At 41.6% G+C, this 19041-nt stretch carries 13 protein-coding genes; 8 read left to right on the top strand and 5 right to left on the bottom strand.

All coding sequences use genetic code 11. The features are described from left to right. Positions 1–117 precede the first annotated feature (117 nt). Positions 118–1176: a Kelch repeat-containing protein gene (locus JF50_RS10050; RefSeq protein ID WP_039609296.1), complete on the top strand. Its 1059-nt coding sequence runs from the start codon at positions 118–120 to the stop codon at positions 1174–1176. A gap of 98 nt (positions 1177–1274) precedes the next feature. On the opposite strand, the gene JF50_RS10045 is transcribed toward JF50_RS10050, so the two are convergent. Further along, on the bottom strand, positions 1275–1508 hold the full coding sequence (locus JF50_RS10045) for a hypothetical protein (RefSeq protein ID WP_152614501.1): 234 nt from the start codon (positions 1506–1508) through the stop codon (positions 1275–1277). Positions 1509–1977: 469 nt separating this feature from the next. Beyond that, complete coding sequence (locus tag JF50_RS10040) at positions 1978–3066, bottom strand: hypothetical protein (RefSeq protein ID WP_039609294.1); 1089 nt, start codon at positions 3064–3066, stop codon at positions 1978–1980. A gap of 538 nt (positions 3067–3604) precedes the next feature. Between JF50_RS10040 and JF50_RS10035 the strand changes: the two genes are divergently transcribed. Then, positions 3605–5725, top strand: coding sequence for a TonB-dependent siderophore receptor (locus JF50_RS10035; protein ID WP_039609293.1), 2121 nt, complete (start codon positions 3605–3607; stop codon positions 5723–5725). Between the two features lie 67 nt (positions 5726–5792). Here JF50_RS10035 and JF50_RS10030 read toward each other — a convergent pair whose 3' ends face one another. Both JF50_RS10030 and JF50_RS10025 read right to left on the bottom strand, forming a co-directional pair. Then, positions 5793–8897, bottom strand: a complete 3105-nt coding sequence (locus tag JF50_RS10030; protein ID WP_039609292.1) for an efflux RND transporter permease subunit — start codon at positions 8895–8897, stop codon at positions 5793–5795. Next, entirely contained in the window at positions 8894–10066 is a 1173-nt protein-coding gene (locus JF50_RS10025; protein ID WP_039609291.1) for an efflux RND transporter periplasmic adaptor subunit, read from the bottom strand. The genes JF50_RS10030 and JF50_RS10025 overlap by 4 nt, the downstream gene beginning before the upstream one ends. Positions 10067–10230: 164 nt before the next feature. Between JF50_RS10025 and JF50_RS10020 the strand changes: the two genes are divergently transcribed. The 6 genes from JF50_RS10020 to JF50_RS09995 all read left to right on the top strand — a co-directional run bounded on the left by JF50_RS10020 (position 10231) and on the right by JF50_RS09995 (position 16527). After that, positions 10231–11052, top strand: coding sequence for a nicotianamine synthase family protein (locus JF50_RS10020; protein WP_039609290.1), 822 nt, complete (start codon positions 10231–10233; stop codon positions 11050–11052). 5 nt (positions 11053–11057) lie between these two features. Next, positions 11058–12329, top strand: coding sequence for an MDR family MFS transporter (locus JF50_RS10015; protein ID WP_052262225.1), 1272 nt, complete (start codon positions 11058–11060; stop codon positions 12327–12329). A 14-nt stretch (positions 12330–12343) separates the two neighbouring features. After that, positions 12344–12796: a hypothetical protein gene (locus tag JF50_RS10010; protein ID WP_039609289.1), complete on the top strand. Its 453-nt coding sequence runs from the start codon at positions 12344–12346 to the stop codon at positions 12794–12796. Between the two features lie 163 nt (positions 12797–12959). After that, the gene (locus tag JF50_RS10005) at positions 12960–13682 is read left to right on the top strand and encodes an ABC transporter ATP-binding protein (RefSeq protein WP_039609288.1); all 723 of its coding nucleotides are present in this window, start codon (positions 12960–12962) and stop codon (positions 13680–13682) included. Between the two features lie 57 nt (positions 13683–13739). Then, on the top strand, positions 13740–15182 hold the full coding sequence (locus JF50_RS10000) for an ABC transporter permease (RefSeq protein WP_039609287.1): 1443 nt from the start codon (positions 13740–13742) through the stop codon (positions 15180–15182). After that, positions 15169–16527 carry a DUF3526 domain-containing protein gene (locus tag JF50_RS09995; protein WP_039609286.1) on the top strand — a complete coding sequence of 453 codons (1359 nt, stop codon included), beginning with the start codon at positions 15169–15171 and terminating at the stop codon, positions 16525–16527. The genes JF50_RS10000 and JF50_RS09995 overlap by 14 nt, the downstream gene beginning before the upstream one ends. Positions 16528–16812: 285 nt before the next feature. Here the strand turns inward: JF50_RS09995 and JF50_RS09990 are convergent, their stop codons facing one another. Continuing rightward, the gene (locus JF50_RS09990; RefSeq protein ID WP_039609285.1) at positions 16813–18927 is read right to left on the bottom strand and encodes a winged helix-turn-helix domain-containing protein; all 2115 of its coding nucleotides are present in this window, start codon (positions 18925–18927) and stop codon (positions 16813–16815) included. Positions 18928–19041 lie beyond the last annotated feature (114 nt).

Below are 19041 nucleotides of genomic sequence, written 5' to 3'. Positions count from 1 at the left end.
GCGTATTTATATCTACAATTGTATGGAATGTGTTATTTATCATAAGTCGTGCGTTGATATTGATCCCCCAAATGACATTGTCGGTATAATTTTTAAAGCCCAGTTTAAGGAGTACCAATGCGTTTTTTGTCTTCAAAAGTGAATTTAGTGATGCAATGCAGCATAGTGTTAAGTGGTTTATTTATAAGCAATGCATGGGCGAGTCAAAATGCCACAGAAAATGATCGTTACACTTGGCAAGAAGCGCCTCGTTTACCCATCGCTTTTCAAGAAATTTATCCTTCGGTATTTAAAGAACGCATCATTGTTGGAGGAGGGTTTACACCATCCCAGTCACCTTCTTTTTTTGGGCTTGGGCCCAGTAAAGAGGTTTATCTTCTTAATCCCCCCACAGGCCGTTGGCAAAAAGCCCCGTCTTTACCAGAGTCACGACATCACATTGGTATGGTGAGCAATCGACATTATGTGTATGGTATTGGTGGCTACACTGGACCAAAAAGTGATGCTTGGCAAATACAAAGATCCGTATTTAGATTGGATGGTAAATTTCAACAGTGGCGATCAGGGCCGTCTTTACCTATTCCTTTAGCCGAGTCAGTATATGCGAATGTGGGGAAGTACATTCATGTTATCGGTGGAAAAACAATCTCATCTAAAACCGGTGAAAAAGTTGATTCGAATGCGCATTATGTATTAGTTAATAATGCTTACTGGCGTAAAGCAAAACCCCCCTCAATTGAGAGAAGCGCTGCTGCAAGTGCTGTGATAGGCAATAAAATTTATGTTTTTGGCGGACGTACTTTGGATGAGGGGAGTAAAAATCTGAGTTATGCTGAGGTATATGACACAAAAATGGACACTTGGACTGAGATAAGTCCTTTACCTGTTGCTTCCGCAGGGCTTTCAGCCAGTGTACTGGATGGTAAAGTTATCGTAACGGGCGGTGAGGTGTTCGGCCCGAATCATCAATGGGAAAAGGGAGAGGCATTCGACTCAGCTTGGAGTTATGACCCTAAAACAGATAAGTGGTCAGCGCTTCCTGACATGCCGCAAGCGCGTCATGGACACGGATCCGTCACGCTGAATAACACTTTATTTTTGATTGGCGGAGCTGCAAAAGTTGGCCCACAACATACGTTACAAACGACACTGTCGTTGCAAAGTAGCAGTAAATAGTCGAGTTCATTAAAAAGCGTGTGGGTTTTCTCATAGGGAAATATAGAATTGAGCGTCGGTTTACACAAAGTAAATAGGCTCAACTCCACCTTAATGTGTTATCTATATCTTCTTATTTGCCTCATAGTGGCTTTGCCGCCCTCAACTCGTTCGCAATATGCCGCAGCTCGATAAGCAAAATCATCATCGAAGGTATAGAACTGCTCGTGCCACAGTAATACGCCATTTTTGTGGCAAAATACCTCTAACCCGCCAGGTCCAGCAAGCGCTTTGGCTGGTATCGTTGAAACAACGGCTGTGGTTAGTGCAAAAATGAGTGTTTTTATCATCATATTATCCTTATTGAAAATGATTATCATTATTGTTTGTAGGTTTATCTTAACCAAAATTGGTGGATTGTAAATAGGAAATGATGGCATTATTTTGTCGGCGTATAACGTTATGACGTAGGCTGGAGGAGTTTTTTAGGTTTGAAGCATATGTGGATAACGGTATTTTAAATATAAAAAAATCTAGATGGGCATCGAGTTTTACGTTTTAAATTTAATTTAACTAGCTGTTTTTTATTCTTATAATTTTATTTTAATTGCCAGTTTACCCCCTCCGTACTCTTAAACTTAACTGATCACATAAAATTATTTTATCTATGCTATTGGCAATTAGCAGTGGTTTAATCTGGTTGGTAACAATAGAAACCCAATGCAAATATTGACTGGTGTATCGTCACTCATCTTTACTCGACAACATTGTCCGACTCTGGCACAAGTGTACTGATTTTGCGCTCAGAGTCGTGACACTAATTTATAAATCCGTGGTTGTGTATTTATCAAACGTCATATCTGTTAAGGGAGCACTTTGTCTTATTGCCACAGTATTGGCTGGTGTATTCGCTAAAAATACGGTTTGTGCGCCGTCGGTAAAGCTATCGTTATGAATACACTGAGGGCGGATAGCAAGTGCGCTTCCATCATTGGGTACTTCAAACACGGTAAAGTGAAAATGTTGAGTAGTCACGGTGCGATAATAACCATCTTCGTGGTTTATGTCCCGACGTCGGCCAAGTAAAATACGGGATTTAGTGGTTCGCTTAAAAACAGTATCTTGCCCTGTTGCAGGTAGCCAAATATGCGGGAATGGGTGATGTTCGACGAATAAACCGCCCCCTTTGTGGGCACCAAATTGATATTCGGTTACGTACTCAGGAAGCTTTTGATCATATTGGATCCCCCACAAGTCTTGTGTAAATCCTAATGCAAATTCCTCTTTGGGTTTCAATAAAGTACCGCCATAGTATGCAAGTGTTTGCAAATAAACTTGTTGTGACTGCGGATCGTCGTTATAGCTTAGGACAGGGAATTCTAGATTATCACTATCGCAAATTAACTGCCCTGTACTACCAAACACATTAGAGGCACCGTCCAGTTCTGGGATCCCTGCGCCACTTGTCGCAGAAGCCCAAAAGCCAGAAACGGCGAGGGCATGACAGCTTCCAGGTGGGTTAAGTGTCGCTTCATCGTGCAGTTTGTTTAAACGCGTAATCAGGTCAGCTTCTGGATTTAATGGTGCACGATCGCTTTGAACAATTAAATTCTTGGCTTCTGGGTCTAAATGTACAAGGGTACCTGTCCTGATTGGGCCGAATAACCCTGTGGTGGTCAAAAGTAATTGACCATCTGCACAGCGATTCAGTACAGCACCATTCAAAAATTCAAAGTTATTGTCTAAATCAGTTTTACTAACGCCGACATCTACATTTTTCCACCGTTCTTCGTGTCGCTGATTTTCTCGATATTGTGCTAATGTTTCTCCCCCAACAATAGGGTGAGGTTTTTCGCAGGCCGATAAAGTTAGGGATTGGTCACTGGTTTTTTTAGGGATGACATGAGACATGATCTTGCTCCTTCAGTTTGACGGTTACTTACATACAGTGCTTTATTTTCAGCCATAGAAAGCAAAGCACTGTATGTAAGTTAGAGCAAGTTCAAGATAAAAAACCATTACGCTTGATTACACCATAAACGTGTAATGACACGCTTAATATTGAATATAGCTACGCAATGATAAATATGGTTTTAATGTTTTAATAAATAAAGTGGTTGAGTACTGGTTGCATGTGATTTTTAAAATTTATCTCCAGTGATAATAAGTGGGTTAAATCAGTAATTAAGGGGGAAGTTAAGTTTTTAATATGGATAATCAATTTTATCTTTGATTAACGTGGTTATTAATTGGGTTTCCCCATTATTTATGGCTATTAAATTTATTATATTTTTATTAAATGTATTTAATATAGCACAGCTTAAGCAGAGAAATCATAGACTTACATTGTTAGATTGTCAGTACGTTGTTGCGAATAGATCTTAACAGCGACAGGAACACATGTTAAAGTACCTAAAAACGTTATAACATATCAAATAAAGGATTTGTAATGAAACCCCTTAACTATGCTTGTCGTTTAAGCGTACTTTCTCTTTCACTTGCCGCTATTTTCTCTGCTCAAGCTCAAAATAGTATTGAAACAATCGAGGTTAAAGGTGAGCGCCAAGCTTATCGTGGTGAGTTTGTGCACCTTGAAACACCTGAATCTATTTTTGAATTTGATGCGGATCTAATTGAAAATACCGGACTGACCGATCTGACTGATGTACTGGATATGTCAGCGTCAGTGAGTCGCCAAAACAGTCTAGGAGGCTTATGGGATAGCTATGCTATTCGAGGGTTCTTTGGTGACGAAAATGTACCAAGTGGTTACCTTGTTAATGGCTTTAATGCTGGCCGCGGTTTTTCTGGTCCGCGTGATGTATCAGGTATTGAGCGTGTTGAAGTGTTAAAAGGGCCTAAAGCGGCTCTGTATGGTCGAGGTGAACCAGGCGGCTCTATCAACTTAGTGACTAAAAAAGCCACATTTGAAGACGCAAGTTCTGTGCAACTTACCGCTGGTAATCGTGCGCACCGCCGCTTTGAAGCAGATATCAATACCGTGATCTCTGATGACGTTGCCGGTCGTTTTATTGGGTTTTATCAAGAAGAAGACAGTTTCCGTGACACCATAGAAACACAAAAGCAGGGCTTGATGGCTTCTTTAGTGTTTGAGCAAAGTGAACGTTCACGTATTTCCTATGATTTAGAGTATGCTGAGCAAGAGATCCCATTTGACCGCGGTATTATTGCCATTGGCGGTAACTTCGATTTCATGCCGATTGAGCGCTTCTTGGGTGAGCCAGGAGACGGTCCTACAACTACGAGTGTATTGGGGCATCAATTACAATGGACTTATGACCTTAACGATACATGGGAACTGAGCTCTGCTGTGGCATATCGCCAAACTGAGCTAGATAGTATTTCCAGTGATGCGGAAATTGCGCCTCAATTCCAGAAGTTTTACCTTGATGGTCAAACCTTAGCAAGACAGCATCGAGAGCGCCGTTATGATACGGACCAATATGTGGTGCGCTTTGAAGTGGCTGGTGAGTTTGAAACAGGGTCAATTACTCATAATATTATTGCTGGTATTGACTATGACAGGTTTGAATACGATAGAGCATACTTGGTTGCCAGAGGCGCGCCGTTAGCAACTAATCCATCAGATCAGGATATGTATGCCATCAATGTTCATAATCCAGTATATGGTCAAGTAACAGCTGGCAAACGTTTACCAGCGATTGTTCGTCAACAAAACCAATGGGCGACAGGTATTTATATTCAAAATCAAATCGAGCTGACAGATGCACTGCAAGTGCGCCTTGGTGGTCGTTTTGACTCTATGACGCAAACTTTAGATGATAAAGTTAGGAACTTTGAGACGGATCAGTCTGAAACGCGCTTCAGCCCGCAGCTAGGTGTCGTGTATCAAGTAGCAAGCAACTGGTCTGTATATTCTACCTACGGTGAAGGGTATCGTTTAAATTTTGGTGCTGATGTCAAAGGCAATACATTCGATCCAAATGAAACAGACTCTCTAGAATTTGGTAGTAAATGGTCGTTATTAGACAATAATCTAGATATCACACTTGCATACTTTGACAGTGAGCAAAAAAATATCATCGTTGTTGACACTGTATCAGGTGGTCAAAGTGCGATTGGTAAAGCGAGTAGTACAGGCTATGAATTAGATATTGCCGGTCAGTTGCCTGCTGATATCGAAGTGAGATTCTCCTACATGTACCTAGATGCACAGGTAGAAGAAGATTATGTGGATACAGGGATCTATGCACCTATTAAAAAAGGGGACGACCTGTTAAACATTCCTGAAAACTCAGCAAGCTTGCAAGTTAGCCAAGATTATTTGATCAGTGGTAATGCTTTGACGATTGGCGCAGGTCTTCAGTATGTGGATGAGCGACTAGGTCAGCGTGGTGCTGATTTTTACCTTCCTTCTTACGTGACCGCTAACTTATTCGCTAACTATGACATTAACGATCAGTGGACGGTGAAAGCACAAGTCCATAATGCCTTTGACCGTACACATTTCACTAACTCGTACACTCAGTTCTGGGTACAACCTGGTGAACCTCGTAAGGTCCTGCTGTCAACCTCTTATAAATTCTAAAACAAACAGTTATTTATTATAAGTCGTACTAAAATGCCTTGGCTAGTCTCCCAGCCAAGGCATTTTTTTATGCGTTTTGTGATTGAAACTGTCGTCTCACTCCATTCATTGTGCTTTTAATGTCTTCCAATACCACGTATAAGCATGGCACCATAATTAAAGTGACAATGGTTGCGAAGAGGACCGAGAAACTCAGCGATATCGCCGTTGGAATAACAAATTGTGCCTGAAGACTCGATTCAAACATGATTGGCACTAAACCTAAGAACGTAGTGAGCGACGTTAATAAGATGGCTCTGAAGCGAGACATTCCGGCTTGCACAACAGCAGCTTTAATATCATGGCCAGATGTTCGATTTTTATTGATCACATGTGTCATGACCAATGAATCGTTTATGACCACACCGGCAGCGGCGATGATGCCAAAAATAGACATCATGCTTAAGCTGTAGCCTAAAATGAAATGCCCCCACAACGCACCGACAAAAGCAAATGGGATCACCGACATCACAATAATAGGTTGGATATAGCTTTGTAGCGGCAATGCGAGTAATAAATAGACAACCAATAGTCCAACAATCGCGAAGCTGACCACTTGGCTTTGCTCTTTGCGTTGTTCAAGTAACGCGCCACCAAGTTGTGTCATCAGTCCAGGGTGCGTGGCTTTAAGCGTCGGCAATATGGAGTCTTCAATCAGTGTCGATATATCACGAATGGCTGCTTGCTGCTGGTCAACGTTGGCGCTAATGGTGATCACTTGATGTCCTTGCTCACGCGTGATCACAGAGATCCCAGGTACCTCTGTGGTTGTCGCTATGTCGCCAAAGAATACTTGCTCACCATTTTGTAAGGTGATGAGAGTCTGGTCAATTGTACTGACTTGCTCGCGATCAGCTTGTGTGCCTTTGACCATGAAAGTGACTTCTTGGCCTTCGCGCATGACACGCTGTACTTCAATGCCATAGTATCGAGCGGACAGCTGTGCAATGACCTCTTTAGCTGTAAGTTGTAGTTGATGCGCTAACGGTTTTAGATGCACTTGATACTCCGTCTGTGCGCCATCCAGTGAAGAGAAGACACTATGAACACCTTCAATTTCATTGAGCCTATCAATAAAATCTTTGCTGGCTAATTGTAAGGTTGTGATGTCATGTGCAAAGAGTTGGTATTGTAAGTCACCCTTTTCAGCAATATCGATGACGTCAGACTCAATGGTAAATTTTTTAACGCCGGGGATAATGGGTAAAGCTGCTCGCCAGCGTCGTGCGAGCTCAAACGTGTCAAATGGTCTATCTTCCTCAGCCACTAAGGGCGTAACGACCTCCGCCTCGGTGAGATGATCAACTCGTGTATACATGGCATCGACCATACTTTTACCGGTTTCAGCTTGAATTTCCTGCTCGACGCGTTTAATCACGTTTTCAATTTGCGCTACGGCATCGAGTGTTTGTGCCTCTGAGACATTGTGATTCATTTGAATATTGATTGATGGGTAGTCGTGGGGAACCTTGGGTACGGGTGTAAAGCGTACTTGCCCACTTAGCAATAAACTGACTGCAAGAAATAACACACAGACAAACGCAGAAATCACCGCGTAGCGATGATGAATACACTGGTTCAGAAACGGCGCATATCTCTTTTTGAGGCCTAGCTGAAGTGCGTGGTTAAAGCGCATTCGCCAGTGTGTTTGTGGTAACTCTGACATCGGGGTAGAGGCTAAGTGCGCCGGTAAAATGAGTTTTGATTCAATAAGGCTGAAAAGCAAGCACAAGATACATACGCCCGCAATGGCGATAAACTGTCCAGAATTCGGGCCGGTACTAAACATAAACGGCATAAATACCGCGATTGTTGTTAGTACGCCAAATGTGGCTGGCATGGCAACCTTTTGGGTGCCCATGATTACTTGCTGATTAGAGTGACCGTGTTTTTCTATTTGATCGCAAACACTTTCACCAATAACGATTGCGTCATCGACGACAATACCTAATACCATGATAAAGGCAAACAGTGACACCAAATTCATGGTGACCCCAAAAAATGGCATTAGCCAAAACGCGCCAAGCATGGCCACAGGTAAGCCGAGCATCACCCAGATAGCTAAGCGTGTTCGCAAAAACACAGCCAACACAATGAAGACCAAAATTGCACCTTGGGTGAGGTTGTTGAGCATCATGTTTAAACGCCCGTCCAAGTAATAGGTCACATCCACAAATTCGTAAATACCAACTTCGTTTGGCAGCGTTTGACGCTTGCGTTCAATGTAGGGTTTTACGGTATCAACCACATCTGTCAGTGACTGCTCTTTTGCCGCCAGCACCATAATATAAAGCGCGCGTTGACCATTAAATCGGCCTTGATTCAGTGACTCTTTAAAACCATCTTTGATGGTAGCAATATCTTTAAGGTACACTTTTTCACCTAAAAGCCCGGTGATAATTGGCACATTAGCGATACCTAGCCCGTTATATTGACGCTCTTCTAACCTCAGGTAAATGTTGCCGCTGGCTGTTTTAATTTGTCCAGCAGATAGATTGTCCGATTGGGCTTGCAGTGCCGTGACCACTTGCGCCAGTGTTAAGTTGTACGCTCTTAATTTATTAGGCTCTATTTCTATTGCTACTTCGTAATCAGGCATGGCAGATAAATCGACATGTGAAATCCCTTTTAGCTGCAATAACTCGTCTCTCATTTCATCACCGAGCTTTTTCAATGCAAGTGGATCGTCTAAACCTGACACCACAACGCTAATAGCGCGTTGCCTTTGCACATTTTCGTAAACAAGGAGGGGTTCCATATTGACTGGAAACGTCGCGATACTGTCGAGTTTTAATTTGATTTCATCGAGTCGAGAAGCAACATGTTCATTATTGTGAAGTTGAATCTCGATGTGACCTCGAGAGGGAGAAGCGGTGCTGATCACACGCTTTATACCTACTTGAGGTTTAAGTGCTTGCTCGATTTTGATGAGAATATTTTCTTCGATCTCTTTTGCTGATGCACCAAGTTGCACAGCTCTAATGGTGACTTTATTACTATCTGAAATCGGAAAAGTTTGCCGTTGAATACTGTTGTAACCCAATAAGCCCATGCACACAATCAGTAATAACATTAAGTTAGCGGCAACAGGGTGATTTACAAAATAGCCTATCAGACCTTGTCGCTGGCTCATTGTTTAGCTCCTTTGTCTGCCAATTGCACTGTGACAGCTTGCAGATTTACTCGCATACCCTGTTGCGGGTATTCAGGTAACTGAGTGACTAGCTGGTAATGTGGTTCAAGCGGCGCTGGAAGCAGCACAAAGTCTTGTTCTTTACGAATAATAGGCGCTGAATGTTTTGCTAAAGTTTGGTTTGCATCTAGCAGCCATACTGCGTTATTTCTGAGTTGAGCCTGTGGGACTTTAAGGACATTGTTCAGTGTGACACCGTTTACTTTTGCTTCCACAAACTGTCCAAAATATAAAGGGCTCTGCGCTGTGTACAATGCATAGGGGTCATGTATTTTAATCACGTAATATGCCATACGTGTTTGTTCACTGAAGCGACCAAGATGTCGTGTTAAAGTGCCTGTGCGAAGCGTATCATTGGCACTTACTTGAACATTTTCAAGGGGGAGGGCAGGTAAGAATGCGCGGTCAAAACCTGCTATTGGCACATGGATCTCTCCATAATTTAAATTAATTAGCTGACCGAGTGCCTGTGTTTTAGAGACTACTTGTCCGAGACCGGTTGTGCGACTGGCGATCAACGCATCAAATGGTGCATAGTACTGTGTTCTAGACAAGTTTTTGTTGGCTCTCTCTAGACTTGCTTGTGCCGCTTTTAAACGGGCCTTCGCACTTTCAACTTGTGGTTTTCTCAGCGCTAATGCAGTGCTGTTAGGGTTGTGCGCCCATTCTTTTTTGGCAACAGCGGCTTTTGCCAGTTCTTCTGAGAGGTTCGCTTGTGCAAGTGCGAGGCTAGCTTGTTTATCTTTCACTTCGGTTTCGTAGTCAAACGGATCAAGCTTTGCCAAGATATCTCCTTTTTTAACTATACCCCCTTCAATAAATTTGTCGTTTAGCCATGCTATTTTTCCATTGAGCTCAAATGCGACATCGGTCTTTTCAGCGGGCTGCAAAACGCCAGACAGTGAAATTTTTGTTTGATAATTAACAATAGTAAGTGGCTGTGCAACGACCTTGGGTCGAGTGTCTAAAGGCTGGGTTAACGTGACTTCTTTTTTACCAAAAATGATCAGGGCTGCACATGCAGAACCGCCTAAAATTAATACAGCAAGCAAGACGAGTATGCGCCCTGTATGTGTATGATAATAAGACTTATTTTTATTTGTTGCCATGAAAAAAGACTCTGTCTGTATTTATTTTAATCGTAAACGTTGTGTTGCTGAATAACCTAAGTTACTAAGCTTAATGAAATTATTCAACGTAATTGGTTTACATCAAGGTTACTTGTGCGATATGTTATAACATAAAACAGGGACAATATAGTAAATTCTTAGTTATGAATATTTCAAATCAGGCACTCATTCACGCAACGCAAATTGTGGATGGGTTTCAACATATCAAGTCAATGTCTGCACTTGAAATCACGCCAGACAATATGGCAACTTTCCACCAGTTTTTAGACTTGCTGTCGAACGAGCATGGCAGTGAGTTTGCGAATAATGTGTTAGCCCAACCGGAGATCCAAGCGATTAAGCCAGGGATCCAACAGCTATTCAGCCAAGCATCTAGCTTGTATGAGCGACATTGGGCACAGCGTATGGTCGACAGTGATGATGCCAAGCACACTTTGAGCGAAGAATATCCATATTACAAACATTACCAACGTGCCACTGGTATGGAGATCAATGCCATTCATTCATTGGCAGAGTCACCGGTCAACAAAGTACTGATGGTGGGCTCTGGTGCATTACCATTGACCACTTTGGCATTACACAAAGATGGGTTACAGGTTGATAACCTTGACATCAATGGCCCTGATTTATCACTTGGTCAGCAGGTGTGTGACGCGCTTTCTCCTAACCATCAGATGACGTTCATTCACAATGATATTTGTGCGCAAGATAACTTAGCGCAATATGATGTAATTTGGCTTGCCGCCCTAGTTGGTGATGAAACACTGAAAGAAAAAATTATTAGCCACCTATTTTCAAAGATGAAACCTGGTGCGCTATTAGTGGTTCGCACAGCATATAATTTGCGAACGTTACTTTATCCAAGCATTGATGAACAAGGACTGGCTCCTTTTCAGCTTAAGTTAAAAATTCAAACATACGCGGATAATTTCCACTCGATTTTAATAGCGCAAAAGCCTCAATAAAAACTATGTCAATTTTTACTTCTTACTTTAAGTTAACGGCAGAATATCGGTGGATGCTGATTGCTGCATTTGTCTTTAACCTTGGCTTTTATATGCTGATCCCGTTTTTAGCGGGTTACTTAAAACAAGACCTATTATTGAGCGCAACCTTAGTTGGTGTGGTATTGGGTGTACGTTCATTTTGTCAACAAGGGTTATTTCTTGTTGGTGGCTTGCTTGCCGATTTATTTGGTGAGAAAAAACTGATTGTTATTGGCTGCTTGCTGCGTTCAGTAGGCTTTTGTCTGTTTTTGTTCTCTGACATAACGGCATTGCTGTTTCTCGCTGCGTTTTTAACTGGGTTTGCTGGTGCGCTGTTTACACCCGCGGCGCAAGCTTATTTTTCAAAACAGAACGTGCTCAGCCGAGCGCAAATGTTTTCATTAGTTGGTGTTGCACGCAATGGGGGAGAACTGCTAGGCCCTGTTTGTGGCGTACTCTTATTGAGTATTAGTTTTGATATTTTATGTATTATTTCAGCGCTACCATTTGCATTGTTTGCGCTGGTATTCACCGTTTTGATCCCTGAACGTCAGCCAAAAGAAAAACCAGACAGTGATGCAAAACCATCAGCAACCGCTCAAGGTGGTGGTGTAAAAGCCATGGTGGCTGGGGTATTGAGCAATCGTGCATTTTTAAAGTTTTCTGCGGTGATGGCGGGATATTTTATGCTGATCAACCAGATCTCCTTTGCTATTCCGATGCATATTGTTGAACAGCAGGGAACGGCGAAAGAAGTGGCATGGGTATTAACCTTGTGTGCTTTGATCTCTATTTTTTTACAATTTCCTGTCACCAAGTTATGTGAGCGTTGGTTATCGCCCACTAAGTGGATAAGTATTGGTATTGCATTGATGGGATTGTCTTTTGTAACACTTATACCTCATTGGCCCTATGAGCAAGGTGTACTGTATTACTTACCGCTGAGCTTACTGGCCGTCGTATTCACAGTCGGTACCATGGTGAGTTTTCCGTTCATCATGAGTCAGATCTCTGAATTGGCAAAAGACAAATCAGTTGCCACTCATTATGGCTTTTTTTATCTATTTGCTGGGGTTGGTTTGATAGCAGGTAGTAGTGTTGTTGGTGTTGCATTTGACCTATCAAATATCAGCGAACATTTAGCATGGTATTGCTTAATTTTAATTGGCCTGATCACGGCGCTATTAAATTGGGCATTAAGCACTTCATCGACCCAAGTAGACGAAAGTCAATCAACCAGCCCTTCTACCCATTAAGTAAGGAACATCAAATGATTCACCTCACCCCACAACAACAGCGTGCGTATATGTCTGACTATTTAGAGAATGGTTGGCGTGAAGAGCGTATGTCGTTTAGTTCAGTATCTTTGGAGCCCGGTTATATCGATGGCAGAATTAACGTTGAGCATTTTCAAATGCCTGGAGACGGGCAGTTTCACTTCAGTGCGCAAAGCGCGATGATTTGGATTTCGCAGCTCGGGATCATTTACGGTTGTTGGGATAACCAACTCACTGAAAAAGCGGGCGAAGTGTATTTACGAGATTTAGACATTAAATTTAAGCGAACAATTAATACCACCGAAGAAGTACGCTTTGAAGGCTTTTTCCCGAAACACTGCAAAAAGCAGTTATCAAAAGATCTTATGTACTACAAAAATGCACAAATTCATGTTGAAGGCGGAGCATTTACTGGGACTGCTAGTTTCCTAGTTCCATTGGGTTAAATGATAAATGTTTCTATTTAATCAACAAATGTTATGTTATAACTAATCAATATTGTTAGAGTTACCTATTTTAAGTTCCGCTTAAGCGATGCGTGTGGTATCTGAGGATTAGATACAAATTGACATGCTCGCTAGCGGAATTTTTTAGTATAAGGAGTGTTTTGTGTTAGAAGCCATAAATTTAAAAAAGTCCTTTTCAGATAAACAGGTTATCAATGACCTAAGCTTTAAAGTTGAAACTGGCCAAATCATGTGTCTTTTGGGGGCAAATGGTGCAGGTAAAAGTACTACGCTGAATATTTTTCTTAATTTTTTACAGCCAGATAGCGGACAGGCTTTAATTGACGGTATTGATGTCCACAGCAGCGCGGGCTCAAAAGAAAAGCTTGTATATTTACCTGAACAAGTGAACTTATACCAAGAATTTAATGCCATTGATAACTTGAAGTATTTAGCGAGTTTGTCAGATTTATCAGTCACAGAATCGCAAATCAATGCGGCATTAGACGAAACCGGCCTGGAGCCAAGTGCACGGACCCAATCTTTAAAGAATTATTCTAAAGGTATGAGACAAAAAGTCGGCATTGCGTTTGCGATTATTCGTCAAGCTAAGGTGCTCTTGCTGGATGAGCCTACTTCGGGTCTTGATCCCAGTGCGACTTTAGAGTTTATTCGTATTATCGAGCAACTTGCGCAAAAAGGTGCTGCGATTTTAATGGTAACACATGACTTTTATTGTGCTCACACTTTGGCAGATAAAATCGGGATCATGGATAAAGGTAAATTATTAACGTTACTTGATAATCAGCAACTACCACTCAACGCGCTTGAAAATACTTACCATGAGTTGATCTCAGGAAAAAGCGTGATCCGTGAGGCAAGCTAAGTAGTTGTCGTGATAGTAGGTTAAAAACGACTGTGTTTATACAGGAAATATAATTACATGATTAATCAAAAAGTAATGAAGATATTTCGCCACGAATTAGCCAGTAAGCGTAAAAGCCCTAGCTTGTGGTTGGTCTTCATCATGATCCAATTATTGCTTGCAATCGCCTTATTTACTGGTTGGCAGCAATATCAACATAATGCGCAAACGCAGGCCAAAGCACAGGCACTTGTCGAAGCACAATGGGAAGCGCAACCGGATCGACACCCACACCGAGTAGCACACTTTGGTCATTTTGCATTTCGTACGCCCAGCGCGTTGAGCTTTTTTGACCTAGGGGTGAATTCTTGGGTTGGTAACAGTATTTTTCTTGAGGCACATAAGCAAAACAGTGCCAATTTTGCCAACGATCAAGACGGTGGTACTTTACTGCGATTTTCTGAACTAAGCAGTGCAAACATCTTACTGACGATTTGGCCATTGCTCATTATTGCGCTGGGTTTTGCCAGCATCAGTGGAGAGCAAAAAAGTGGTACTTTACGTCAGTTGATGTCCATGGGGGTATCGTTTAGAGATTTGATCACGGGAAAAAGCCTAAGTTATTTATTGTTGTCTGTGGTCTTTATTTTACCTGTATTTGTCCTAGCGCTGGTATTGGCGGCAAGTACAGGCGCTGCATTTTCATCTGAAGCGCCATTGAGGCTCTTGTTATTATTTACGGTTTATGTGCTTTATTGTCTCTTCTGGATCGGCTTAACCTTGTTTGTATCCAGCTTAGTAAAAGCGCCAAAACAAGCCTTGGTGTTATTGACTTCGATTTGGTTTATATTGACTATCTTAATGCCACGTATGCTGGCTGAATTTGCCCACAATCAATATCCTCATCAAAAGCGCAATGACTTTGAATTGGCAATTAAACTGGATAATCGCAAAGTCGGAGACAGTCATAACCCTAATGATCCTTATTTTAATAAATTCCGTGAAGATACACTGAAAAAGTATGGCGTAAACACGGTAGAAGAGCTGCCAGTCAACTATAAAGGGTTGGTGATGCAAGAAGGCGAGAAGCTTAATGCCGAGATTTATAAAAAGCATTATGAAAAACAGCTTGAACAGTTTTCGGCGCAGCAGCGTTTTGTGAGTCAATTTTATTGGCTCAACCCATATTTGTTTGTCCGCGACTTTTCAATGGCACTGACACGTACAGACACGAGGCACTTTTTAGATTTTGAGCAGCAAGCAGAAGCACATCGTTATGCGCGTATTCAAAAACTCAATAAATTACACACTGAAGAAATAGATCATCATAACGACAGAGATCAGCGTATCGATAAATCATACTGGCAGGAGTTTGAGGCCTTTACTTATCAATCTCCGGTACTTGGTTGGTCATTAAGTCCATTTTCATTGGCTTGGTTGTTACCGCTGCTGGTGGTTGTCGTCATGTTTGGTTCTTTAAACTCTAAAGGCATGCAAAGGAGAGTTTATGCTACTGTTTAAGCTTGAGTGTAAGCGACTGTTTTCAGGGGCGATTAATAAACTGGTATTATTACTTTTTGTGATAGCTGGCGTATTTGCGATTTATCAAGGCGTACAAGGGTATAAAACGCTGCGTATCGACCAATACAAATCAAAAATAGTATTTCAAAAAGAGCGAGAACATGTCAATAAAAGGGAAACACTGCCAGCGCCTGGATCATTGGCTTATTATGCCAGTGCGCCGACTGAGTGGAAGTTAAGCCCTTGGGCTGCATTATTTGTGGGTGAAAGCCATTCGTCTATGGTCGCCACTAAGGTGCGTGCAACTGCATTGCAAAGTCAGATTTTTAATCGAGAAATAGTGAACCCTGCGCAACAGCGCACCGGAGGCTTAGATCTGGGTTTTGTCTTGGTGTACTTATTGCCTTTGGTGATAGGGATCCTCACTGTCACCTTGATCTCTGATGAGCAGCATGCAGGACGTTGGCGTATGTTAAATGCACTGCCTAAAAGTGCGTTTAGTCAGGTCGCCAAGCAGCTTATATTACGTTTTTCGGTGATTTGGTTGCTGGTCGTTTTACTGCTCGTCAGTGCAGCAATGTTGTTGTCGCTGCCATTTAACGGGGTATTTTGGACGGTGTTGCTTGCAAGTACTTTATACATGATATTTTGGTTTGCCATTGCAACATTGATTATGAGTTTTGGTAAGAGTAGTGTGTTTAACAGCTTAGCCTATTTAAGCAGTTGGGTTGTTTTAGCTATGTTGATACCCAGTACTGTCCATTTATACCTATCCAATCAATATCAAACAGATGCGCCGCTTGAAATTAGCTTAACACAGCGAGTCACGCTCAATGATGGTTGGGATAAAGATAAGCAACAAACCTTAGACACGTTTTTACAACACGAGCCCAATTGGCAAGATACTGCACCTCTGGGCGAGGCATTTGACTGGAAATGGTATTATGCCCAGCAGCATTTGAGTGATGTAGAGGTAGCTCAGTTATGGCAAGCGTATCGCGACAATAATCAAGCTCGTCAGCAAACGTTACAAACTTTGAGTGCACTGTCTCCGGCTTTGTTCTTTCAGCTCAAATTAAATCAGCTGGCAAATACCAGCAGTGCTGATCAAGCTGACTATCGTTTGCAGGTGGTTGAATATCATCAACAGATCCGTCATTTCTTTTATGACTTTATGTTTTTTGATAAACCAGTCACTAAAACAGATGTTGAAAATTTCCCACTGTTTGAGGCTAAGCCACTCAATAAAGAAATGAGTATTTGGCAAATTTTGATAAGTGCCATAGTCATTTTTGCATTGGCATTCTTTGCGGCTATTCGTCTGAAGCAGTTGCGTCCTATCTAAATTTATAGGTCCAAAGGCAGCTATGGCTGCCTTTGTTTTTTTCACCTTATTAGACCCCAACTTTTCATCTACTGAAGATGTGTACATTATTGGCGTTAATGACAGCCTGTATTAACGGGAGAAACGTCAATCATGCATATACAGATAGCGTGTGAGACAATACGTTTATCAAGCAAGTTGTTAGCGACGATTCCACTAACAAGTTAAGGTCTGTCATGGAAACTGCTTTGCATCGTCTAATCTGCGTTTTTATGTGACTTTAAATTCGCATTAAGCTCAGCAATGTTATTCTAAATCGAGTAGCATGAGTTCTTTCTTTATGTTTACAAATCTAGAAAAATAAACTGTTTTGTCAGGTACGTTGATATCACTGATATTATCAATTTTGCTATCCAAGTTGGCGAGGTGGGTTAACTGCTCTAACCTAGGGTGATACAGCCAAAGGTCATTGGTCGATGTGGTGATATAGAGCTGCCCCTGATAGGTAAACAATCCACTGGCTTCAATCTCATTCAGTGGGGTAATTTCATAACGTTTAGCATTAATAACGTTATAAATGGTTTGGTTTTCTATGATAAAAAGCTCACCGTTTTGAGTGAATAGTGCTTTGTCAGCATCTGCAGAATATACAGGATGAATCTGTTGGTTATCTAAATTAAGCTGCACCAAAGTCGGTGTCTTATCTTCAAGCTGTTTTACTAATAGTTGGTTATGCCCTCTGTCCTGATAGATATCGACGAGGGGAAGTGGAGTATGAACAGTCGTTAGTTTGCCATCCAAATTTAAGAGGTACAGTCGCTTATGTGCAAGGATGAATAAGGCGCTTCCATTTGCATTCCAAAGTATGTTGGTTAGATTTATGGCATGAGTGAAATGACTGAGCTGAATAACTTTTTTCTGGCTTGTATCGTATAACCAGACCTGCTCGTTTCCACTTCTCGATGAAATGAATGCGACCAATGCACCATTTGGCTGTTTTTTTGCTTTAAATTCATCGACATTGCTACGCGCAAATATGGTTTTGGCGTTAAGACTTTGCGTTGGTCGTGTGTGCCATTTGGTCTGGCCTATATCTCTGTCAAAGTTGCCCATGGAGGCAACCAGCTGTTTTTTGATTGGGTTTAAAGCTGGGTACAATATCTTGTCTGCTGCTGGCTGCAAATGTGAACTAATCTTTCCAGATAAAGCTATGGTAAATAAGTGATTGTTTTTAGATACTAGCAGTAAAGGCGAATTGAAAAGCCAACGCATATGATAGATATATGAGAGGCTTTCATACTCATCAAGTGTAACCTTATTTATGCTTTGTGTATTTGAGTCGTAAATACCCAGTTCAAGGGGCAAATATTGTTTGTATTCAACCCAGGCCAATTTATTTTGATCTGAAGAATAATCCAGCGCACTGATGGTTTTATTATCCACCCTGTGAAGCTGCCTGGTATCGTTGGTCCTGATATTAAGGTGTGTAATTGAGGTTGCTTGAGGTTGCTTAGTGATGAAAGCAATTGTTTCAGCTGTTAGCCAAACAGGTTGGCTATGTGTATTCAAATCACAGCGATGATAAAGCGTCGAAGGTTGAGGTGAGCTTTTTGCTAAGTTAAATGAAATGCCTCGAATTTCACTACACTCTTGGTACTCGTTTTTTTGTTTGGGGAGCGCTTTTGTTACCTTTGTATTGTCTGGAGCCGGGTTACATTGTATTGCACTGGTAAAGACGATACGTTCACCATTTGGTGACCAACGTGGTACACCATAATTTCCCACTTCTTTTGTGAGCAGATATTCTACATTTGTGCTTAATTCTTTTCCCCAAAGTTGGTTTTTGCAGTTTTCTATAAAACGTTGAAACACAATATATTGCCCATTTGGAGAAAAACTAGGCTTTTGCTCAATATGATCTGTGGCAGTTAGCGGTGTGAGCGATTTTATAGTGAGCTCAGTTGACGTTGGCATAAACAGAGCAATCAACACAGCTATCGTTAAAAACAGCACTCCCCCCATGCTCGGCAACCTATTATTTACCCAAACGGGACGTTGATTTGATATAGATAAAGCACCATATTCCTCAGACTCCTTTTCATCTGGACAACGCCACTTTACTGTGGGTATTAAGCTGTAACCAATTTTAGGGTGAGTAGCAATGATTAGTTGAGACTGAGCTGTATCATTTAGCACTTTTCTGAGCTGGCCTATACAGCGTTGTATGGCATTGGCAGAGGTAACCGTATTTGGCCAAACGGCTCGTAAAATTGTATCGTGCGTGACTACTTCCCCTTGGTTTTTAGCAAGCATGAGCAAGACTTGCATCACTTTTGGTTCAAGTGAGAATGTGCCAAAATCTGTGGTAATTTGTGACCGCGACATATCAACATGCGCAGTACCAATGTAAAACTCGACCATTGAGTGCCTTTAGTGTGCTTCTTATTATTGTTTTTATCATTATGCGAAGTCAGTATAACGATCCAACTCATTTTATCTAGCTATATTTATTCTATCTACTTGTAAAATATAAAT

Origin of the sequence: Pseudoalteromonas luteoviolacea (genome assembly GCF_000814765.1) — a bacterium.
GTDB lineage: Bacteria > Pseudomonadota > Gammaproteobacteria > Enterobacterales > Alteromonadaceae > Pseudoalteromonas > Pseudoalteromonas luteoviolacea_H.
This window is presented reverse-complemented; position numbering and strand designations above follow the sequence as displayed.